The organism is Halomonas sp. JB37 (assembly GCF_002332255.1).
GTDB lineage: Bacteria > Pseudomonadota > Gammaproteobacteria > Pseudomonadales > Halomonadaceae > Vreelandella > Vreelandella casei.
Window position 1 is genome coordinate 2,676,244 of the sequence record NZ_NRGW01000001.1, and the last position, 20,627, is coordinate 2,696,870.

General features: G+C 54.4%; 20 protein-coding genes. 1 reads left to right on the plus strand and 19 read right to left on the minus strand.

Going from position 1 to position 20,627, the window contains the following annotated elements:
- Position 1: 1 nt before the first annotated feature.
- The 9 genes from CIK78_RS12450 to CIK78_RS12490 form a co-directional block, all read right to left on the minus strand.
- Entirely contained in the window at positions 2-1,420 is a 1,419-nt protein-coding gene (locus CIK78_RS12450) for a MotA/TolQ/ExbB proton channel family protein (RefSeq protein ID WP_096280537.1), read from the minus strand.
- A complete protein-coding gene (locus CIK78_RS12455) occupies positions 1,417-2,199 on the minus strand; it encodes a DUF3450 domain-containing protein (protein WP_096280540.1) in 783 nt (260 codons plus the stop codon). The genes CIK78_RS12450 and CIK78_RS12455 overlap by 4 nt, the downstream gene beginning before the upstream one ends.
- Positions 2,200-2,447: 248 nt before the next feature.
- Positions 2,448-3,419 (minus strand): class 1b ribonucleoside-diphosphate reductase subunit beta, encoded by a 972-nt coding sequence (nrdF, locus tag CIK78_RS12460; protein WP_096280544.1) that lies wholly within the window; start codon positions 3,417-3,419, stop codon positions 2,448-2,450.
- Between the two features lie 74 nt (positions 3,420-3,493).
- Positions 3,494-5,599: a class 1b ribonucleoside-diphosphate reductase subunit alpha gene (nrdE, locus tag CIK78_RS12465; protein WP_217990309.1), complete on the minus strand. Its 2,106-nt coding sequence runs from the start codon at positions 5,597-5,599 to the stop codon at positions 3,494-3,496.
- 71 nt (positions 5,600-5,670) lie between these two features.
- Positions 5,671-6,105 (minus strand): class Ib ribonucleoside-diphosphate reductase assembly flavoprotein NrdI, encoded by a 435-nt coding sequence (nrdI, locus tag CIK78_RS12470; protein ID WP_096280550.1) that lies wholly within the window; start codon positions 6,103-6,105, stop codon positions 5,671-5,673.
- A 13-nt stretch (positions 6,106-6,118) separates the two neighbouring features.
- On the minus strand, positions 6,119-6,340 hold the full coding sequence (gene nrdH / locus CIK78_RS12475) for a glutaredoxin-like protein NrdH (protein WP_096280553.1): 222 nt from the start codon (positions 6,338-6,340) through the stop codon (positions 6,119-6,121).
- A gap of 250 nt (positions 6,341-6,590) precedes the next feature.
- Complete coding sequence (locus CIK78_RS12480) at positions 6,591-7,202, minus strand: superoxide dismutase (RefSeq protein ID WP_096280556.1); 612 nt, start codon at positions 7,200-7,202, stop codon at positions 6,591-6,593.
- A 105-nt stretch (positions 7,203-7,307) separates the two neighbouring features.
- On the minus strand, positions 7,308-8,234 hold the full coding sequence (locus CIK78_RS12485; RefSeq protein ID WP_096280559.1) for an FAD-binding protein: 927 nt from the start codon (positions 8,232-8,234) through the stop codon (positions 7,308-7,310).
- A gap of 32 nt (positions 8,235-8,266) precedes the next feature.
- Entirely contained in the window at positions 8,267-9,016 is a 750-nt protein-coding gene (locus CIK78_RS12490; protein ID WP_096280562.1) for an electron transfer flavoprotein subunit beta/FixA family protein, read from the minus strand.
- A 476-nt stretch (positions 9,017-9,492) separates the two neighbouring features.
- On the opposite strand from CIK78_RS12490, the gene CIK78_RS12495 reads away from it, so the two are divergent.
- A complete protein-coding gene (locus CIK78_RS12495) occupies positions 9,493-11,157 on the plus strand; it encodes an electron transfer flavoprotein-ubiquinone oxidoreductase (RefSeq protein ID WP_096280564.1) in 1,665 nt (554 codons plus the stop codon).
- 84 nt (positions 11,158-11,241) lie between these two features.
- Here the strand turns inward: CIK78_RS12495 and CIK78_RS12500 are convergent, their stop codons facing one another.
- The 10 genes from CIK78_RS12500 to acpP all read right to left on the minus strand — a co-directional run bounded on the left by CIK78_RS12500 (position 11,242) and on the right by acpP (position 20,598).
- A complete protein-coding gene (locus CIK78_RS12500; protein WP_096280567.1) occupies positions 11,242-13,452 on the minus strand; it encodes an ATP-dependent helicase in 2,211 nt (736 codons plus the stop codon).
- Positions 13,449-14,021 carry a DUF1285 domain-containing protein gene (locus CIK78_RS12505; protein ID WP_096280570.1) on the minus strand — a complete coding sequence of 191 codons (573 nt, stop codon included), beginning with the start codon at positions 14,019-14,021 and terminating at the stop codon, positions 13,449-13,451. Before CIK78_RS12505 ends, CIK78_RS12500 begins: the two co-directional genes overlap by 4 nt.
- 38 nt (positions 14,022-14,059) lie before the next feature.
- Positions 14,060-14,890, minus strand: a complete 831-nt coding sequence (locus CIK78_RS12510; RefSeq protein WP_096280573.1) for a TatD family hydrolase — start codon at positions 14,888-14,890, stop codon at positions 14,060-14,062.
- Positions 14,891-14,977: 87 nt separating this feature from the next.
- A complete protein-coding gene (locus tag CIK78_RS12515; protein WP_096280576.1) occupies positions 14,978-15,313 on the minus strand; it encodes a PilZ domain-containing protein in 336 nt (111 codons plus the stop codon).
- Between the two features lie 42 nt (positions 15,314-15,355).
- Positions 15,356-16,342, minus strand: coding sequence for a DNA polymerase III subunit delta' (locus tag CIK78_RS12520; protein ID WP_096280579.1), 987 nt, complete (start codon positions 16,340-16,342; stop codon positions 15,356-15,358).
- Positions 16,333-16,986 (minus strand): dTMP kinase, encoded by a 654-nt coding sequence (gene tmk, locus CIK78_RS12525; RefSeq protein ID WP_096280582.1) that lies wholly within the window; start codon positions 16,984-16,986, stop codon positions 16,333-16,335. Before tmk ends, CIK78_RS12520 begins: the two co-directional genes overlap by 10 nt.
- 62 nt (positions 16,987-17,048) lie before the next feature.
- Positions 17,049-18,056: an endolytic transglycosylase MltG gene (gene mltG / locus CIK78_RS12530; RefSeq protein ID WP_096280584.1), complete on the minus strand. Its 1,008-nt coding sequence runs from the start codon at positions 18,054-18,056 to the stop codon at positions 17,049-17,051.
- A gap of 32 nt (positions 18,057-18,088) precedes the next feature.
- Positions 18,089-18,925, minus strand: a complete 837-nt coding sequence (pabC, locus tag CIK78_RS12535; RefSeq protein ID WP_096282375.1) for an aminodeoxychorismate lyase — start codon at positions 18,923-18,925, stop codon at positions 18,089-18,091.
- A gap of 9 nt (positions 18,926-18,934) precedes the next feature.
- Positions 18,935-20,173: a beta-ketoacyl-ACP synthase II gene (gene fabF, locus CIK78_RS12540; protein ID WP_096280586.1), complete on the minus strand. Its 1,239-nt coding sequence runs from the start codon at positions 20,171-20,173 to the stop codon at positions 18,935-18,937.
- 191 nt (positions 20,174-20,364) lie between these two features.
- Positions 20,365-20,598, minus strand: a complete 234-nt coding sequence (gene acpP, locus CIK78_RS12545) for an acyl carrier protein (protein ID WP_008956801.1) — start codon at positions 20,596-20,598, stop codon at positions 20,365-20,367.
- Positions 20,599-20,627: the final 29 nt, after the last annotated feature.

Sequence of the window (20,627 nt, forward strand, 5' to 3'; positions counted from 1 at the left end):
GTTAAGTCACCGTATGAGCGGGCGCGTGAGTCTCAAGGTGGTCGGCCAATGTCGCACTCGCCTGCCCTTCGATCACGTGCGTTAAATAGCGGCTACGGCCAGCAAGCGCGGTCTGCACAAAGAGCAGCGGCACCGCTGTAATGAGACCAAGCACGGTGGTAACTAGCGCTTGGCTGATCCCACCTGCCATTAGCTGGGGGTCACCAGTACCAAAGACGGTAATCGCCTGGAAGGTCACAATCATACCGGTCACAGTACCCAGCAAACCGAGTAACGGCGCAATAGCCGCCAGCAGCTTAACCATGGGCTGGCTTCGTTCAAGCTTTGGCAGTTCAGCCAATACCGCTTCGTCTAAGCGTGCCTCTAATGCCTCTGAGGTTTGATGTTTATCCATACCCTCAAAGCGCAGCAGTACACGCCCTAGCGGATTATTGGTTTGCAGCTGGCTTAGCGATTGGCGCTGACGCTGCACGCGCATACTCACCAGCACCAGATACGCGTACTGCCCTAAGCCAACCACGAGGCCAATAATACCTAGCACCACAACGACATATCCCACATAGCCGCCCTGCTGAAAACGCTCCCATAAGCTGGGCTGCTGAGCGAGCGCTTGCAGCACGCTGCCCTGGGTTGGGTCAACGGCGAACACACGGCTCTCATCCTGAAAATAAGCAGGCAATAGCGCACCAATTTGCCGTGGGGTACGAGGCAACACCGCTAAACCGCCGTCTCCCTCGCTGCGCTGGAGCAATTCAGACGCGTTAAAAATAGCAAAATCGCCCAGCCGCACAACGGCTTGAGGCGCTATGTCGCCATTCGCGTCCGCCACCGCTAGCTCAAGACGCTCCGCGCGCCCTGTGCTGGCGGTCAATGCGGCTAGCCGGTCCACCACGTTTTCTAACTGGTGGCGCTCCAACACTTCCACATTATCCAAGCGCGGTGGCAGCGCCTCTTCACTTATTGCCAGAAGGCTGTCACCGCCTAGCTCATTGCGAACATCCGCACTGTGCTGAGCAAGACTCGCCAGTAAGCCAGACATTGCCTCACCCTGTTCAGACTGACGCTCAGTTAACTCACTGGCCTGCTGTGCCTGTTCTGCCTGCTGCGCCTGTAGCGCTTCGTACTGCTGCTGAGCATCCTCATTCTCAGCACGCGCCTGCTCCAGCGCAGCCGCTAATGCCTGCTGATCGTCTATAAAGCCCATTAGTCGCTGCTGATCACGCGTTTCGGCGGCCTCGCGAGCCTCGCGCAGCGAGGTGGTGCTATCAGTCTGCGCCATTGAAACGCCGCTGACCGCTACCAGCCCCACTAAAGCGCAAGCATAGCCAATTCGGCGAAATGATAATCGCTGAAGAGATAACCGATGAAGAGCTAAACGATGCGTCGACAGGTAATCAGTAATTAAGCAAAAACGGCTCATGGCTGCTCTCCCCGCGGTTCACTGGCACTGATCGAGAGCGGCAAGGTTAATAGGTCAGGGGCACGCTGGTCTTCCGCCATGCGCAGCCCGTTGCGCACTTCGCGCAGATAGGAATCATCCAGGGCCTGCCATGCGGCGTCTTCTGCATTCCAAACGCCACCTTCACGCCCATCCGGTGTCAGGTAGTAAAAGCCGATACGCCCAATACGCAAGAAGTCCACTTCCCGCTCACGCCCATCTTGTTGCAAACGGCCGCGCCAGCTGTCGATTTCGCGCCCGTAGTTAAGCTCAACGCGCCACGCTTCAAGCAGCCCGCCAATACGTTCAATGGTATCCGCGCCCTGCTCATCTTGCTGGCGCTCAGCGCGCGCCAGGCGCTCATCGCGTAGAAATGGCAGATCACTTTCGATCCACTGGCTTAGCTGCTCGGACATATTTTGTTCAATCACGGGAAGCGCTGCACGGGTTTCTTCAAGGGTATCTAACGCGGTAGCAAGGCGCTGCTGACGCTCGGCTTCTGAGGCTAAACGTCCGGCCAAGGAGGCATTATCAATCGTTAACTGTTGGCTTTCACGCTCTAAACGACGCAACTCTTCTAGCTGAGAGCGCGTTTGCTCATCAGCGGCATCTATCTGCTCTTGGAGAGCTGCCTGGGTTTGCTGGGCTTGTACACTTTGGGCCGCTTGAGCCACTGCTTGATCACTTGCCATTAGCGCGCTGCTGGCCAGCACCCCCGCTAGCCAACATCCACGCAAAGCAAAGAAAGGCCTGTTCAGCACGTCGACTCTCCGTCACTGAGTAGCGGGCAACTGCTGCCGCCCGACTAGAAACTAATTAGGTATTAGAACGATTTGCGTTCATCTCTTACGCTGCATAGCCTACCACCAATAGAATTAATGACAATATTTATCATTAACAATTAGCCGATTTTACGCTCAACATTTGCATAAAAAAAAGCGGCAACTCTGATGAGTTACCGCCTTCAATAATAGTCTCGCAAGCCTAACCTAGCTTTCAGCGTGCGCGATTAAAACGCCCAGTCGTCGTCTTCAGTGGCGACGGCTTTACCAATCACGTAGGAAGAGCCTGAGCCTGAGAAGAAATCGTGATTCTCATCGGCATTGGGTGACAGCGCGGCCATAATAGTAGGGTCAACATCAGTGACACTGCTGGGAAACAGTGGCTCAAACCCTAGGTTCATCAGCGCTTTGTTGGCGTTGTAATGAAGGAATTTTTTAACATCTTCACTCAAGCCTACCTCGTCATACAGCGACTCGGTGTAGCGCACTTCGTTATCGTACAGTTCCAGCAACAGCTCATAGGCGTAATCTTTCACCTCTTGCTGTCGTGCCGGTGTCGCTTCCGCCAATGCCTGCTGGAACTTGTAGCCGATGTAGTAGCCGTGAACCGCTTCATCACGAATGATCAAACGAATCAAGTCAGCGGTATTGGTCAGCTTGGCATGGCTTGACCAATACATCGGCAGGTAAAAGCCGGAGTAAAACAAAAACGACTCAAGGAAAACGCTGGCCACTTTACGCATCAGCGGATCATCGGAGCGGTAGCGCTCTAAAATCAGCTGAGATTTCGCCTGCAGCGTAGGGTTCTCTTCACTCCACCGGAACGCATCATCAACATCGCGCGTGGCGCAAAGCGTAGAGAAAATAGAGCTGTAGGAGCGCGCATGCACCGACTCCATAAAGGCGATATTGGTATAAACCGCCTCTTCGTGAGGCGTCCGCGCGTCTTCCATCAGCACCGGCGCACCAATGCTGCTTTGAATGGTATCCAGCAGCGTAAGGCCGGTAAACACTCGAATTGTCAGCTGCTTCTCTTGCTGAGTCAGCGTATTCCACGACTGGATATCGTTAGAAAGCGGCACCTTTTCGGGCAGCCAGAAATTGCTGGTTAAGCGATTCCAGACTTCCAGGTCTTTATCATCCTGAAGTCGGTTCCAGTTGATCGCGTCAACCCGCGACAAACGTTGCATGGTGTTCATGGCAGTGCTCTCAAAGCTCGGTTAGCAAAACGTAGCGTTCAATAATAGACACGGGGCGCAAAGCGCTTTGCTGGTTACAGCGTACACGAAACACAGCCTTCCACTTCGGTGCCTTCTAACGCACTCTGACGCAGACGAATGTAGTAAAGGGTTTTGATGCCTTTACGCCAGGCGTAAATCTGCGCTTTATTGATGTCGCGCGTACTGGCGGTATCCGGGAAGAACAGCGTCAGCGATAGGCCCTGATCAACGTGCTGCGAAGCTTCGGCGTAGGTATCAATGATTTTTTCCGGACCAATTTCATAGGCATCCTGGAAATAATCAAAATTAGCTTCATTCAGGAACGGCGCGGGATAATAAACACGGCCAAGCTTGCCCTCTTTACGAATCTCAATTCTTGCCGCCACCGGATGGATACTGGAGGTAGAGTTATTGATGTAAGAGATCGACCCGGTAGGCGGCACGGCCTGCAAATTACGGTTATACAAACCGTGTGCCATGACCGATGCTTTCAGCTCCTGCCAATCCTGCTGACTCGGTAAGACAATCCCGCTTTTCTCAAACAGCTCACGCACTTTATCAGTACGCGGCAGCCACGCTTGATCGGTGTATTTATCGAAAAACGTGCCCGAGGCGTAGGTGGAATCTGCAAAGCCCGCAAAAGTGTCACTTTGTTCAATGGCTAAGCGATTAGATGCGCGGATGGCATGGAAAGCCACGCAGTAGAAATACAGGTTGGTAAAATCCAAGCCTTCATCAGAGCCGTAATAAATATGCTCCCGCGCCAGATAGCCGTGCAAGTTCATTTGACCCAAGCCTATCGCCCGCGACTGCGCATTGCCTTCAGCAATAGAAGGCACGCTGCGTAGATTGCTCATTTCCGACACGGCCGTGAGGCCACGGATAGCGATTTCTACGCTGGTACCGATATCGCCTGCGTCCATTACTTTGGCGATATTCATCGAGCCCAGATTACACGAGATGTCTTGGCCCACATGGCGGTAGCCAAGGTCTTCGTCATATTCGGTGGGCGTATTAACCTGAAGAATCTCAGAGCAAAGGTTACTCATATTGATACGGCCAGCTATCGGGTTAGCCCGGTTGACCGTGTCTTCAAACATAATATACGGATAGCCCGACTCAAACTGCAGTTCAGCCAGCACTTGGAAAAACGCTCGCGCATTAATTTTGTGCTTGCGAATACGCGCATCCGCCACCATTTCGTGATACTTCTCGGTGACGCTGATATCACCAAACGGCACGCCGTAAACACGCTCTACATCGTAGGGCGAGAACAAATACATGTCGTCGTTGCGCTTGGCGAGTTCAAAAGTAATATCCGGAATCGTTACGCCCAACGACAGCGTTTTGATGCGAATTTTCTCGTCGGCGTTTTCCCGCTTGGTATCCAAGAAGCGCAGGATATCCGGGTGGTGGGCATTAAGATACACCGCCCCAGCCCCCTGACGGGCGCCTAGCTGATTAGCGTAGGAAAAGGCGTCTTCCAGCAACTTCATAATCGGAATGATGCCCGACGACTGGTTTTCTATACGCTTAATGGGCGCGCCAGACTCACGAATATTGGTGAGCAAAAAGGCCACACCACCGCCGCGTTTAGAGAGCTGCAGCGCGGAGTTAATCGCCCGGCCAATCGACTCCATATTGTCTTCAATACGCAGCAAGAAGCACGATACTAGCTCGCCACGCTGCTGCTTACCGCAGTTCAAAAAGGTAGGCGTAGCGGGCTGAAAACGTCCACTGATAATTTCATCAACTAGCGACTTGGCCAGCGCTTCTTCACCGCGTGCAAGCGTCAACGCCACCATGCAGACACGGTCTTCGTAGCGCTCTAAGTAGCGCTTGCCGTCAAACGTCTTCAGGGTATAGCTGGTGTAATACTTAAAGGCGCCCAAAAAGCTGGGAAAGCGAAATTTGTACGCATAGGCCTGTTCAAACAGCGCTTTTACAAAGGCAAAGCTGTACTGCGCAAGCATTTCGGCTTCGTAATACTGCTCTTCAACCAAGTAATCGAGCTTTTCTTCCAGCGAGTGGAAGAACACCGTATTCTGATTGACGTGCTGTAAAAAATACTGCCTCGCCGCCTCGCGGTCTTTGCTTAGCTGCAGTTCGCCATCGGCACCGTACAGATTGAGCATGGCATTAAGCGCATGATAATCCAGAGTACGCGTCTCAGAAGCCGCCGTTGGCCGCTTTGCTTCTGCCCCGTTTTGTGTGACTGAGTTTTTTGTGGCTACGCTTGTCGTTTCCAAAACTCTACTACTCCTTTGCGGACATTGGCGACGTCATCGTCGGTGCCTAAAAGTTCGAACCGATACAGCAGTGGGACACTACACTTCTTCGCAATGATACGACCAGCTAGACCATACGCATCGCCAAAATTAGTATTTCCCGCTGCAATCACCCCCCGCAGGAGATGACGGTTATGTACATCGTTGAGAAAATGAATGACCTGTTTTGGCACCGCGCCTTGCGCCCCGCCGCCGCCATAAGTGGGCGTAATTAAAATAAAGGGCTGGTCGATGCGTACAGCAGGCTCATCTCTATTCAGCGGCAGCCGCGTTGCGGCCAAACCAAGCTTTTCTACAAAACGATGGGTATTACCTGACTTGGTAGAGAAATAAACCAACGTGCCCGCTACCGATATTTCTGAGCAATTTGCCAGCATGTCAATGATCTATCTAGGCCAGTGCTTGAATACGATCAGGACGGAAACCCGACCAGTGATCTTCACCTACAACGACGACAGGAAGCTGGCGATAGCCAAGCGCTTCGACTTCTTCTTGCGCACCAGACTCCGCAGTAATATCGATAACCTTATACTCAAGGCCCTGCTTATCAAGCGCGCGATACGTAGCCGTACATTGCACACACGCAGGCTTGCTATAAATCTGAATTTCCATGGATATTCCCCTGTTCAAAGCGGCATTTTTAGGATAGAGCACATGTAGCGCCCCTCCCCTCTCAAAGGCACCATGGATACTATATATAGACCACTTAAAAATCAATTCAAGCACATGTGGTATTTTTCTTTTTAGTTGTATTGACAATTCAGCGCTAACTCTGCGCCCTATAACGAAAAAACCGCCCACTAAAAAGTGGACGGTTTTTCACAGCTTTACGAGCAAACGTTGCTAGTAAATCACTGCAGTATCAGCTAATCGCTGCTTGGTAGCGACGCTCAACGTCTTCCCAATTCACAACGTTAAAAAACGCGGCAATGTAGTCAGGACGCTTATTTTGGTATTTCAGATAGTAGGCGTGTTCCCAAACATCCAGAACGAGCAGCGGCGTGTTGCCGTGCATCAGCGGGCTATCCTGGTTCAACGTGTTTTCCATTACCAGCTTCTTCTCGGGCGTCAGAGACAGCCACGCCCAGCCGCTGCCAAAACGACCAACCGCCGCTTTCTTGAACTCTTCCTGGAAAGCTTCTAAGCCACCCAGTTCAGCGTCGATTGCTTTAGCAACACCGCCCTGCGGCTTACCACCAGCGTTGGTCGATAGCATCTGCCAAAACATAGAGTGGTTGGCATGGCCGCCGCCATTGTTGATAACCGCTTGGCGCTTGGCTTCTGGAACGCGATCCAGATTAGCAACCAGCTCTTCAACGGGAACATCTTCAAGACCTGTACCTTCTAACGCGGCATTCAGGTTAGTGATGTAGGTTTGATGGTGACGAGAATGGTGAATTTCCATCGTCATCGCATCAATGTTCGGTTCGAGAGCGTCATATGCGTACGGCAGTTCGGGTAATGTATGTGCCATATCATCATCTCCTTGAGTGGCTTTCGTTGCTTACACTACTGATATGCGGTCAGCCCGCAGATTTTCAACCACCGAAGTGGTTTTTCTTACTCTTTATCTTAGCACCTACAGCTTACTCTCAAGCTCAGGCAGGATCTCGAACAGGTCACCAACCAGGCCGTAATCGGCCACTTGGAAGATCGGCGCTTCGTCGTCTTTGTTGATCGCGACGATTACTTTAGAGTCTTTCATGCCCGCCAGGTGCTGAATCGCGCCAGAAATACCCACCGCGATGTACAAGTCTGGGGCGACGATCTTGCCCGTTTGCCCGACCTGCATGTCGTTAGGCACAAAGCCTGCGTCTACCGCGGCGCGAGATGCGCCAATGGCCGCGTCCAGCTTGTCAGCAATGCCGTCGAGCAGCTTGAAGTTCTCGCCATTGCCCATGCCGCGACCGCCGGAGATCACCACCTTGGCGCCGCCTAGCTCGGGGCGATCGGACGTCGCCAGTTCTTCTTTGACAAAGCGCGACTGGCTGTTTTCAACCACCGTATCGACCGCCTCTACCGGGGCGTTGTTACCTTCGCCCACGGCATCAAAGCCGGTGGTGCGAACGGTGATGACTTTCAGCGCATCGTCACTTTTCACCGTGGCAATCGCATTGCCGGCATAAATCGGGCGCTTGAAGGTGTCAGCGCTTTCGACGGCAATAATGTCAGAAAGCTGGCTAACGTCTTTTAACGCGGCTAGGCGTGGCAGGACGTTTTTGCCGGTCGTGGAGGCGCTGGCGAGGACGTGGGTGTAATCACCGGCAAGCTCAACCAGCAGCGCGCCCATGGGCTCGGCTAGCTGATGGGCGTAGACCGCGTTGTCGGCCACGCGCACTTTGCTAACGCCATCCAATTTGGCGGCAGCCTCAGCGGCGGCCTGTACGCCTTCGCCGACAACCAGAACATCAATATCACCACCCATCTCTTTCGCGGCCGCCACAACGTGGGCGGTGGCGCCAGCTAGTTGGCCTTCGTGCAGGTCGGCAAGTACCAAAATGCTCATAAAGTCAGCTCCTATTAAAGTACCTTGGTTTATTAAAGTACTTTGGCTTCGTTTTTCAGTTTGTCGACCAGCTCGTCTACCGAGGCAACTTTGACGCCGCCTTTGCGCTCAGGCGGCGATTCCACTTTGAGCAGGCTGACCTTGGAGGCCACCTCAATGCCGTAGTCGGCGGGGGTTTTAACATCCAGCGGCTTTTTCTTGGCCTTCATGATGTCGGGCAGCTTGGCGTAGCGTGGCTCGTTGAGCCGTAGGTCGGTGGTCACAATCGCAGGCAACGTCAGGGCGATGGTTTGCAGACCGCCGTCGATTTCGCGGGTGACGTTAACGCTGTCGCCGTCGACCGCCACTTCAGAGGCAAACGTGCCTTGGGGCAAGCCGGTCAGCGCGGCGAGCATTTGGCCGGTTTGGTTATTGTCGGTGTCAATCGCCTGCTTGCCGAGAATCACCAGGCTGGGCTGCTCTTCGTCGACCACTTTGGCCAGCAGCTTGGCTACCGCCAGGGATTCCACGCGCTCGTTAGTTTCAATATGAATAGCGCGATCGGCGCCCAGCGCCAGCGCGGTACGCAGTTGCTCTTGCGCAGCTTTAGGGCCGACAGAAACGGCGATCACTTCCGTGGCCACGCCCTTCTCTTTTAGACGCACTGCTTCTTCCACGGCAATTTCGCAGAAGGGGTTCATGGCCATTTTGACATTCGTCAGATCAACGTCTGAATGATCCGCTTTAACGCGAATTTTGACGTTGTAGTCGATGACGCGTTTAACCGCGACGAGTACTTTCATAGATTCCTCGCTTGTCTTGTAAGAAAAGCCGTTAACCGGAGACGGCACCCGCCAAGCAGGCACCTCCTATCAAATACCAACGTGTTATCAAATACTAACGTGTTATCAAATATCGACTTGAAACACTTAACCTAGGCGCCGCTAGGCGCTAATAGCCGAGCCACGCCCTAAAATTCATGTGCGCGTTTGATTGCCACAGCGTTGAAAAACGCTACCAATTTGCCACAGCCTACCGGCTAGCAACAATAGCCACTGGTTCAAGCCTGGGCTATAAGGCTGAGAAACAACGCGGCACAGCGTTGAGAAATGCTGCTTTAGCCATCGTAGGCGTGACGTGACACAGGTATTATGCCTATGATGAGCAACAACCAGAAGCAAACGACCGTTTTAAATTAAGGCCAGCCTTTTATGCACTAGCTCTCTTGTCAGCTAGTTTCAGTAATCGGCGGCACTTAACGAGAATAAGGAGAAACCGGGTGGAAACTGTTGAACGCGATGTAATGGACTTCGATGTCGTCATTGTCGGCGCCGGCCCGTCCGGGCTTGCCGCTGCTTGCCGCCTGATGCAACAGGCCAACGATGCAGAGCAAGAGTTCACGGTCTGCGTGGTAGAAAAGGGTTCCGAAGTTGGCGCGCATATTCTGTCAGGCGCGGTGTTTGAACCCCGCGCGCTAACAGAACTATTCCCGGACTGGAAAGAGCGCGGCGCACCGCTGACGACCCCGGCGATTCGCGACGATGTTTTCTTACTGAAAGACGCCGAAAAAGCGCAAAAAGTGCCTAATGCGCTCGTACCTAAGAGCATGCATAACACCGGCAGCAAGCAGCCACGCTACGTTATTAGCGCGGGCAATCTATGCCGTTGGCTGGGCGAGCAGGCCGAATCGTTAGGCGTTGAAATATTCCCAGGCTTCGCTGCCCAAGAGGTCATTATTGAAGATGGCGCCGTGCGCGGCATCCTCATTGGTGATATGGGTGTCAGCGTCGACGGCACGCCCAAAGATGGCCATATGCCCGGTATGGAACTGCGCGCCAAATACACGCTGTTCGCAGAGGGCGCGCGCGGCCACCTAGGCAAACGTTTAATTAAAGACTTCTCATTAGATGCGGGGTGCGACCCTCAGCATTACGGCATCGGCTTAAAAGAGCTGTGGGACGTGCCTGCTGATAAGCATGAACCCGGGCTAGTAGTACACGGTTCAGGCTGGCCGCTAGATAAGAACACCCACGGCGGCTGGTTTCTCTATCACGCGGAAAATCAGCAGGTCGTGGTGGGTTTGATAATGGATTTAGGCTATCAGAATCCATGGCTGTCGCCGTTTGATGAGTTTCAGCGCATGAAACACCACCCAGTGCTTAGCCAGTATTTAGAAGGCGGCAAGCGGGTTGCTTACGGCGCCAGAGCCATCACTAAAGGGGGGTTAAATAGCCTGCCCAAAATGACCTTTCCAGGCGGCCTACTTATAGGCTGTGATGCGGGCACCCTCAATTTTTCTAAAATTAAGGGTCTGCACACCGCCATGAAATCAGGCCTGGTGGCGGCAGAGAGTGTATTTGAAGCAATCAAGGTTGGCGACGAAGGCGCGCAGGAATTAACCAGCTTTACTCACAAATGGGAAGCTAGCTGGGCCTATCAAGAGCTGAAAGAAAGCGCCAGCTTCGGCCCTGCGATCCATAAATACGGCACCGTTGGCGGCGGCGCATATAATTTTGCGCACCAGCTGTTGGGCAACAAACTGCCCAGCGTGCACGACACCACCACTGACTATGGGGCTTTAAAACCTGCGGCTGAGTTTGAAAAGATCAACTATCCCAAGCCGGACGGTAAGCTTTCTTTTGACAAGCCCACTTCAGTATTTCTGTCGAACACCAACCATGAAGAAGACCAGCCGTGTCATTTGCATCTGGATGACCCAGAGCTACCGATTCGCGATAACTTGCCCAAGTACGCCGAGCCGGCGCAGCGCTACTGCCCGGCCGGTGTTTATGAAGTGGTTGAGGATAGCGCCGGACAGCCACGCTTTCAGATTAACTTTCAAAACTGCGTGCACTGCAAAACCTGCGATATTAAAGACCCGGCGCAAAATATCACCTGGGTAGCACCAGAAGGCGGCGGTGGGCCTAACTACCCCAATATGTAATCCATACTCTGCGATGCCATCAGTCGCGTTATGGCTAGCGAATAGCCGTAACGCGCTGAGCACACGTGCTTTCCCGCCACGCTATCAAAGCACGGCTTTTTGCGGCGTTTCCAGCAGTTCAATCGGTGCACGGCGGGCAATAAGCCGCCGCCGTCCAGCCTGATCAAAGCGCACATCAATGACCGGATCACTGGCATTTCCCTCTACTGCCGCGATTTCCCCCTCTCCAAACACCGCATGCAAAAGCCGCTGTCCGGGATAAAAATGCGTGCCTGCAGCATACGCTGCTTTAGCCTCTTCAACCTGCGCCGCGGCAAGCACAATATCGTCACGACCTAAGCGCATTAAATAGCGTTCAACTAATCCAACCGAAGTCACCTGCAACGAAGTCGCTGGCGCACTGCTGCTCGCCAAGCAAGACGCCACGCGCATACTGTCCTGCCAAGCGCTTTCAGCAATAAAGCGACTAGGACGATGGGCACCACCATCATGAAGTACTAACAATTGCTCTTGAGCTCGCGTAATCGCCACGTAGAAAAGCCGCCGCTCCTCCTCTAAGCGCTCGTCGCTGAGTGGATTATCGCGACTGTAGTGGGGAAAATCTTCCTCATTGACACCGGCCACGGCAACCAGTGGCCATTCCAGCCCTTTGGCGCCATGTACGGTACTAATAAGCACGCCACCCGCCTGGTTCTCTACCGGGCGTTCTAGCAGCTCGATAAAGGCATCGGGATCTTGGACGCTCTGCGCCTGTTCGATTAGCACGTCAAGAAGCCGAACGTCCTCTTCGCCCTTGTCGCGACGCGCGGCGGCCCGCTTGAGCGTTTTTTCCGCGTCAATGCTGTCGACGACATGCCTTAACAGCTTTGCTGGCGGCCAAGCACCCAGTTGAGGCAACTCACACAGCAACACCCAGCGCTTTTTTAACGTGCGGCGCTGGATTGGCTTTAACTCTGTCAGCATCGGATCATGCCGCTCTGGCCACTGCTGAGTAGCGGCCAGTTGCTGGGCTAGACGCTGCAGCCGCTCACGGGCAACAAACGGAGTCGGCTGGGAAAGTAGTAACAAGAGCTGCTGTGGGTCACGCAGAAGACCTGGACGGCGTGATAGCTTTAAATAGCCCGCCAGCGCCTGCACCAGCGGCAGACGAAAGACAAATCGATCCTCTCGCTGAAGGCGAAACGGAATACCGGCCTGTAACAACGCCAGTTGAAACGGCACCGACAGCGCCCAGCTGCGCACCAGCACACTGGTTTCATTAAGCGCCCGCCCCTGGGCCTGCCAGTCCATCAACGCATCAAGTAGCAAGCGGCTACCTTGTCCTACTAGCAGCCGGGTCTCTGGATTATTGGGTGCAGCGAGGCACAGCTGGTTAGGGCGACGCTGATTAGCGGCGATAGCATGATTAGCGGCCAGCGCCAGGGCATGGCCGTGGCGAAAGGTAGTCGAGAGCGGATAGTCGGTAGCATCGCCAAAAGTGGCGGTAAAATTCTCTAGCATGGTATCGGGCTTCGCACCACGCCACTCATAAATACACTGATTAGCATCCCCGACGGCCATTACGCTGGCGTGAGTACCAACGAGCACGGATAAAAGACGCTGCTGCGCGGCGTTAATATCCTGATATTCATCAATAATAACGTGATCGAGAAATCCTTCAACACGATCCCGTAGCGCGCTATCCGCTTCTAAAGCCTGCAGCGGTCGATAAAGTAAGTCGGCATACGTCATTACACCTTCTGACGCTAATAGCCGCTCTGCTTCGACAAAAGCGGCCGGAAAATAGTCGGTATCGGCATCGAAATTAAGCCGCTCGTAAAGCGCCTCAGGCGTTATCATTTCCGCTTTCACTAAGCCACAAAAGTGCGCCAGGGTTTCAAGCCGGTCGCCTTCCAGGGCAGCATCACGGCGCTCGACGGCATCCTGCAGCACATTAAGGCTCGCTTGACGAAGTAGCCTTTCTAACTGCCAATCGGCGGATAACAGGTGACGTGAGGCAAGCGCGCCCCAGCGGCTTAGGCTTTGTGTTAAGCGGTGCCCCAGCGAATGAAAGGTCCGCACATCGGGCAGCACTTGCCCGGCAGGCGCCATCGACGCTAAGCGGCGCTGAAAATCATCCTTCGCAGAGCGGTTAAACATCAGTACCAAAATACGCTTGGACGGCACGCCGCTTGCCAATAAATACAGCACTCGGGCAGCCATGGTCGTGGTCTTGCCTGCCCCCGCGACGGCCGCTACTCGCGCGTGCCCAGTACTATGATTAACAACGGCTTGCTGTTCAGCGGTTAACTTCACGGCGCCTCGCCTGTTGTATCATCGTCCAGCTGGCCCAGCGCAAACCAGTCCCCGGCGCTGATTAAGCCAATCTCGGTCACGCCATTACCAACATCGCGGGCCTCTGCGGCCTCAACCAACTGATAGTAGACGTTGCGATGCAGCCGTGCGGCTAGCCCAAAACGTACCGGCAGCTGCGGCACTCGCTCACCCTGGGAGTTTAAAGTAACGCTAAGCGGATGGTCGGCATCTAAGCGAACGACGTCATCAAACTGGGTGGTGAACCACCAGGCATCGTCATGAAAGTCGGCTTCAACAGCGACCAGCGGAAGATCTTCAACCTGAACGCGCCAGCGCTCAACTGGCGTCACTAAGCAGTAGCCGTCGGCATCTTGGCGCAGCAGCGTTGCTAGCAAACGGGCCACCTTAGTGCGGGCAAACGGCCGCCCCTCGTGCCACCAGGTGCCATCAGCATGAATACTTAGATTCATGTCACCGCAAAGCGCTGGATGCCACTCGTCTAAAGGAGGGATAGCGCTGGCATTTTCTTCTGCTGAATCGCGCTGCTGTATCAGTCGATCAATATTCATCACCCACCTCGTTTAATCATGCCGATGACCCTACCAGGCTACACAAGCCCCGATTGCGCAAGCGCCTCTTTAACATGTGCGGGGGTATCAGGCGCGGCCGCACGAAACAGTTGATAAAAATTCGCGGTGGTTTGCATCGCGACTTCATCAACGCTGATGCCCCGTTCTTGAGCAATACACTCGGCGACGGCCACTACCCAGGCAGGCTGGTTGGGCTTGCCACGATGAGGTACTGGCGCCAGATAAGGGCTATCGGTCTCAATAAGCAAGCGATCCAACGGCAGCTGGCGGGCCAGCTCTCGCAGCGCCGCTGCATTACCGAAAGTAATAATACCCGAGAGGGAAATATAAAAGCCTAGCCGCACCGCTTCACGCGCCATCGCTAAGTCCTCAGTGAAACAGTGTAATACACCGCCCACTTGAGGGTCGCTATGTTCGCGCAGCAGGGCCAGGGTTTCCTCTTTGGCTTCTCGTGTGTGAATAATCACCGGCAGGGCAAGCTCCCGCGCGGCAATCAAATGACGCTTGAAGCGCTCATGCTGCACGTCAACGGGGACGCTATCGCGGTAGTGATAATCCAGGCCCGTTTCCCCGATGGCTACCGCGCCGTACCGCTCAGCAGCGTCTTTAATATCCTCAACGCTGGGCTCTCTTTCAGGCGTATGCAGCGGGTGCAGGCCTGCCGAAATCGCCACATCTTGATGATCACGCGCTATCGCCGCTAGCGCAGGCATATCATCTAAGTTGACCGCAACGGCCAGAAATTGACTAACGTGGGCAGCGCGCGCAGCCGCCAAGGTGACGGCGAGATCGCCTCCATGGGTCTGGTCGGATAAACGATCTAGATGACAGTGGGAATCGACAAACATGCGGGTCTCGACAGCGAAGGAAAAGAAGCTAAACAGTGTTATTCAGAGCAGTGTTATTCAGAGCAGTGTTATTCAGAGAAGTATTATTCAGAGCGTGAACGAGGGCGCGGCGCCATCTAACTGGCCGGCAAGCAGCGTTTCAATCCGTTCACGTACTGATGAATCTTGCGGGCTAAAGTGCATGCCAATACCAGCAATACGTTGACCGCTAACGCCTTCGGGCGACACCCATGCAACCTGCCCAGTCACTGAGCGACGCTGGCTTTCGCCCGGCAACGTGAGTAATAAAAAAACCTGCTGGCCCATCGCGTAAGGCGTTAGCGTGGGAATAAAGATGCCGCCGCGATTCAGAAAAGGCATGTATGCAGAGAGCAGCGTTGCTACATCGGGAACGTTGAGTGATAGCGCTTTCTGAGCTGTCATAGCGACCTCGTTGCATGGCGAGCGATAAGAGCGTTAACGCGGCTATGAACGTAGCAGCGCCGCCCAGCGCACTAGCCATGCTTCTAGCACCAGCTGGGGATTGGGGTTGGCCCCCGCCGACAATAGCCGCCGCTGCTCACGAGCGTAGTCCAGCAAGCGAAACCAGTCTTGCACTCGACCATTTTTAACCGCTTGCCGATAAAGAGGCTCAAGATCAGGGTTATGCAGCACCGCCGCATCGCCGGATAAACCTAAGCGAATCAAGTCTTCAAGCCAGGCAATACCGTACCACAAGATGGCATCAATCGCCTGGCGATCCAAGCGCGCGGCTTCTGAAACGGGCTCGGCGCCGCGTACTAGCTGCTCAAAACTGTCGTGAATCTTATGGCGCAGGGCGCGCTCTTCCGGCGCCGCCAGCTCAACGGCAAGCAGCGGCAGACCGCCCGCCACTTGCCACCAAAAGTAGGCTTCATCAGCGCTGTTAAGCTGCTCAATTAGCCATCCACGGCACGCTTCAAAGGCAACAGTAGGTAGCGACCACTGCTGGCAACGAGAGCGGACGGTAGGCAGCATGCGCGAAGGCACGTCTGACAGCAGGATAAACAGCGTCTTTTCACCGGGCTCCTCAAGGCTTTTAAGCAGCGCATTGGCGGCAGCGATGTTCATTGCCTCCGCGGGAGAAATAACAATGACGCGATAACCGCCCTGCTGAGCCGTTTGCGAGACAAAGCGGTTAACCTCGCGAATGGGATCAATACGAATCTGGCGCTTGCCCTCTTCCGGCGAGACGCGCAGCAGGTCCGGATGATACCCGGATGCCAGCATGGAACAGCTATGGCAGTGCCCACAGGCAAGATCTGCAGGGCCTGCACATAGCGTTCGGGCGATCAACGCTTCGGCAAGCTGCTGCTTGCCAACGCCATGCGCACCGTTAATGAGGAGCGCATGGGGCATTCGTCCCCCGTCAGCCAAGCGGATTAACTGCTGCCAGGTGGCTTGATGCCACGGCATAACGCCGGTTAATACCATTCAGCAACCCGCGCCATCAGCGCTTGACGAATTTGTGCTTGAACGTTGTCTAGTGTGTATTGGGCATCAATCACGGCAAAACGCTCGGGCGCCTGCTCGGCACGCGCTAAATAGGCGCTCCGCACGGCCTGAAAGAAATTGGCGTGCTCTTGTTCAAAACGATCCCGCTGCTCTGAGCGGTCACGTAGTCGTGATTCTAGGCGTTGCTTCGCAGCTGCCTCAGGCATATCGAGCAGCAGCGTCAAATCGGGCGCAAGGCCCTGCTGAACAAACGCTTCTAATACAGCGATGCGCGCTACAGGGATGCCTCGACCGCCGCCCTGGTAAGCAAAGGTAGCATCGGTAAAACGGTCGCACACCACCCAGGCACCACGGGCCAGCGCAGGCAGGATTTTTTCCGCCAGATGCTGTGCTCGCGCAGCAAACATCAACAGCAGCTCAGCGTCGACATGCAGCGACTCTAGAGGGGCGGGGTCCAACAACAATGCGCGAATAGCTTCGCCGCGCTCGGTACCACCCGGCTCGCGGGTACGCACCACCTCCAGGCCCTGGGCTTTCAAACACCCGGCGACGAAGCCTACATTAGTGGATTTTCCCACGCCCTCACCGCCTTCCAGCGTAATGAAGCGTCCACGCTTAGTCATCGTGCTTCCTTACTGTGGTGATGAATCGTCAGTGATGAATCATTGGCGAAAGATCTCGACGATTATCGATTACGAATATAGCGATTGACGGCATTATTATGCTCACGCAGCGTACGCGAGAACTGGTGAGTACCATCCCCACGGGAAACGAAGTAAAGCGTTTCACCCGGCAACGGATTCACCGCGGCCTCTAAAGACGCGCGCCCCGGCATGGCAATGGGCGTTGGCGGCATGCCGTCAATCACATAGGTATTGTAAGGCGTTGCCTCACGCAGGTCAGCACGGGTAATCCGCCCGTCATAACGCTCACCCATACCGTAAATAACCGTTGGATCAGTTTGTAAGCGCATGCCTTGCTCCATGCGCCGTTTAAACACACCGGCAATCTCATTGCGCTCCTGCGGTGCACCGGTCTCACGCTCAATTAACGAGGCCATAATGAGCGCTTCGTAAGCAGACTCAATCGTTAAATCATCGCCGCGCTCTTCCCAAACGTCGTCAAGAATACGCTCCATGCGCGCCAGGGATTGCCGCAAAACATCCACATCGCTCATACCTAGGTGATAGCGATAGGTATCGGGAAAAAACCAGCCTTCCGGAAATACGTCTTCGCGGCCAAGCAGCGTCATGACCTCGGCATCGCTCATATCTGCTGTACGGTGTGCAAGCTTCGGTGCTGCATTCAGCAACTCGCGCATTTGCCGAAATGACCAGCCCTCAGGAATAGTCAGCGAGTAGGTCACGACCTTGTCACTGCCCAGAAGCGCCATCATTTCCAGCCCACTCATTTCAGGCAATAGCTGGTACTCGCCAGTACGTAAACGCGGCATACGCTCTGGCTCGACCTTCGCCAACAGCTGGAATGCCCAGGCATCGTCTACCACGCCTTGCGCTTCTAGTTGCGCAACCACCTGATTGAATCCGGCACCAGAAGGAACCTGGTAAAGCATTGGCGCATCGAGGGCGAGCGGCGCATTTAACCGACTCTGCCAATAAAAATAGCCGCCCACTACGCTTGCAGCCCCAACGACCACTAGTACTAACAAAGCGGTAAATAACCGTTTCACCATGACACCTCGTTGAAAATTGCGGGGCGATATACCTAATAGGATTCTGGCGCATAGCCTAATAACTGGTGCGCCAAACGCTGCAGAGAATCCCCTTCACATGCAGGCCAGCGCTTTAGCACTGAGCCGTCGGCTGCCAATAGCGTGTTAACGGGCCACATACCCTGGACAGAGTTCGCCACCCAGCATTGCTCTACCGCCGGCAATTGACTAAGCCGCAGCGTTGCTTGCTTTACAGCCCCCTGATCCACTAGTGCGGCACTCAGGGTGCCTGCAACACCGCACTGGTCAGTCAGCGGTGTAAACACCTCCCCCGCCTGCTGCCAGAACACGTTCATGCTGGTAGCCTCCACGACAACATCGTCGCTATCGACGAGCAGGCCTTCAGCGATACCGGCATCGTTCCACTCTTGGCGAGCCAGTACGTTTTCCAAGCGGTTAAGGTGTTTTATACCCGCCAGTCGCGGCTGACGACTTAAGCGAAGGTCACAAAGCCGTACCGTGACCCCCGAACGCCAGCGCTCAGCCGACGGCTGAAATGGCGTTCGTCGGCTGAGCAAGCGCGGCACTACTGTGTCCGGCTGAGCATAGCCGCGGCCACCGGTGCCCCGAGTCAGGATAATTTTCAGCACTTCCAGGGTGGCCGTAGGCGCGCCCTGCCAAGTCGCCTCAAGCGACGCTGGGCAAGGCACGTTGATACCCAGTCGTTGGCACCCTTGCCTCAGGCGCGCCATGTGGTAATCCCACAAGACGGGCTTGCCCGCGCGCAACAGCACGGTTTCAAACACGCCGTCACCGTACGCGAGCCCACGATCATCGAAGGGCACTTGACCCTCAAACGCAGGCTCATCAGCTGACAGCGGGGGCAGCATCATCGCTGACTAAACTTTCTTAAATAGCAGCGAGCCGTTAGTGCCACCAAAGCCAAACGAGTTAGACAGCGTCATCTCAATAAGCATGTCACGGGCGGTATGCGGCACGTAATCAAGATTGCAGCCTTCCTGCGGGTTATCCAAATTAATCGTTGGTGGCGCCACCTGATCACGGATAGCTAAGATGCAAAATACTGCTTCTACCGCACCAGCCGCACCCAGCAAATGCCCAATCATTGATTTGGTCGAGCTGACGGCCACGCTATTAGCGGCATCACCCAGCACGCTTTCAATAGCACGGCTCTCGGCTAAATCCCCGGCGGCCGTCGACGTTCCATGAGCATTGATATAATGCAGCTTGGACACATCTATCTGGGCATCTCTAATCGCATTACGCATAGAGAGCGCCGCGCCGCGACCATCTTCGGGTGGCGAGGTCATATGGTACGCGTCGTCACTCATACCGAACCCCACTAGCTCAGCATACATGTGCGCGCCACGGGCTTTGGCATGTTCATACTCTTCAAGTACCAGTACACCGGCACCGTCAGATAATACAAAGCCATCACGATCCTTATCCCACGGGCGGCTAGCAGCCTGCGGGTCATCGTTGCGCGTGGAAAGCGCGCGCGCGGCAGAAAACCCACCCAGACCAAGCGGCGTGGTGGCCATTTCTGCCCCGCCACAAACCATGACGTCAGCATCGCCATAGGCAATCGTACGCGCGCTGTAACCAATATTATGCGTGCCTGACGTGCAGGCCGTCGTAATCGCAATATTGGGCCCTCTAAAACCATGCTGAATCGCCATGTTGCCGGAAATCATATTGATGATAGAGCCTGGCACAAAGAACGGTGACACCTTACGAGCGCCGCCTTTATTCAACGCGTTGTGGTTATGCTCAATCATTGGCAAACCACCAATGCCTGAGCCAATAGCCACACCGATACGATCGGCATTTTCTTCGCTGCACTCGATGCCCGAGTCTTCAACTGCCTGGGCACCCGCTGCCATGCCGTATTGGATAAATAGATCCATTTTACGGGCGTCTTTAGGGCTCAGATACGGACTAATATCAAAGTTTTTAATAGAACCACCAAAGCGGGTGTTAAATCCGCTGGTGTCGAAATGTTCAATCGGTGTAATGCCACTTTTGCCTGCAACAATGTTAGCCCACGACTCATCAACACTATTACCCACCGGAGTCACCAGGCCTAGCCCAGTTACCACTACCCTTTTCCGTGCCATCTGCTTTCCTCCATGCATCCATGGTGATGCAACCCACTTGGGTCATTTGCTGCTTAAATTTGGTCAATAGTATAACGGACTTTGAACGTTATAAGCATTGTTGCAGCAAAGCAAAAAAGCCGCCCTGCGAAAGGACGGCTCTTAAGGCGGGTGCTAGCACCCCACCCAGGTTCGATGCATCGATACAGCCCTTACTGGTGGGCGTTCACGTAATCGATGGCTTCTTGAACCGTGGTGATTTTTTCAGCTTCTTCATCAGGAATTTCAGTATCAAATTCCTCTTCCAAAGCCATTACCAGCTCAACGGTGTCGAGCGAGTCAGCACCCAAGTCTTCTGTAAAAGAAGAACTGTTTTGGATGTCTTCTTCTTTAACGTTCAGGCGTTCTGCTACAACTTTCTTCACGCGCTCTTCAATAGTACTCATTAACGTACTCCAGTCGTTCACATTAGCCG

Excerpts from the sequence above, each read along its gene's own strand:
- CIK78_RS12450 (WP_096280537.1), bottom strand. The coding sequence starts at position 1,420 with ATGAGCCGTTTTTGCTTAATTACTGATTACCTGTCGACGCATCGTTTA.
- nrdF (WP_096280544.1), bottom strand. The coding sequence starts at position 3,419 with ATGAACACCATGCAACGTTTGTCGCGGGTTGACGCGATCAACTGGAAC.
- nrdI (WP_096280550.1), bottom strand. The coding sequence starts at position 6,105 with ATGCTGGCAAATTGCTCAGAAATATCGGTAGCGGGCACGTTGGTTTAT.
- nrdH (WP_096280553.1), bottom strand. The coding sequence starts at position 6,340 with ATGGAAATTCAGATTTATAGCAAGCCTGCGTGTGTGCAATGTACGGCT.
- CIK78_RS12480 (WP_096280556.1), bottom strand. The coding sequence starts at position 7,202 with ATGGCACATACATTACCCGAACTGCCGTACGCATATGACGCTCTCGAA.
- CIK78_RS12485 (WP_096280559.1), bottom strand. The coding sequence starts at position 8,234 with ATGAGCATTTTGGTACTTGCCGACCTGCACGAAGGCCAACTAGCTGGC.
- CIK78_RS12490 (WP_096280562.1), bottom strand. The coding sequence starts at position 9,016 with ATGAAAGTACTCGTCGCGGTTAAACGCGTCATCGACTACAACGTCAAA.
- CIK78_RS12505 (WP_096280570.1), bottom strand. The coding sequence starts at position 14,021 with ATGAATATTGATCGACTGATACAGCAGCGCGATTCAGCAGAAGAAAAT.
- CIK78_RS12510 (WP_096280573.1), bottom strand. The coding sequence starts at position 14,890 with ATGTTTGTCGATTCCCACTGTCATCTAGATCGTTTATCCGACCAGACC.
- CIK78_RS12515 (WP_096280576.1), bottom strand. The coding sequence starts at position 15,313 with ATGACAGCTCAGAAAGCGCTATCACTCAACGTTCCCGATGTAGCAACG.
- CIK78_RS12520 (WP_096280579.1), bottom strand. The coding sequence starts at position 16,342 with ATGGTATTAACCGGCGTTATGCCGTGGCATCAAGCCACCTGGCAGCAG.
- tmk (WP_096280582.1), bottom strand. The coding sequence starts at position 16,986 with ATGACTAAGCGTGGACGCTTCATTACGCTGGAAGGCGGTGAGGGCGTG.
- mltG (WP_096280584.1), bottom strand. The coding sequence starts at position 18,056 with ATGGTGAAACGGTTATTTACCGCTTTGTTAGTACTAGTGGTCGTTGGG.
- pabC (WP_096282375.1), bottom strand. The coding sequence starts at position 18,925 with ATGCTGCCCCCGCTGTCAGCTGATGAGCCTGCGTTTGAGGGTCAAGTG.
- fabF (WP_096280586.1), bottom strand. The coding sequence starts at position 20,173 with ATGGCACGGAAAAGGGTAGTGGTAACTGGGCTAGGCCTGGTGACTCCG.
- acpP (WP_008956801.1), bottom strand. The coding sequence starts at position 20,598 with ATGAGTACTATTGAAGAGCGCGTGAAGAAAGTTGTAGCAGAACGCCTG.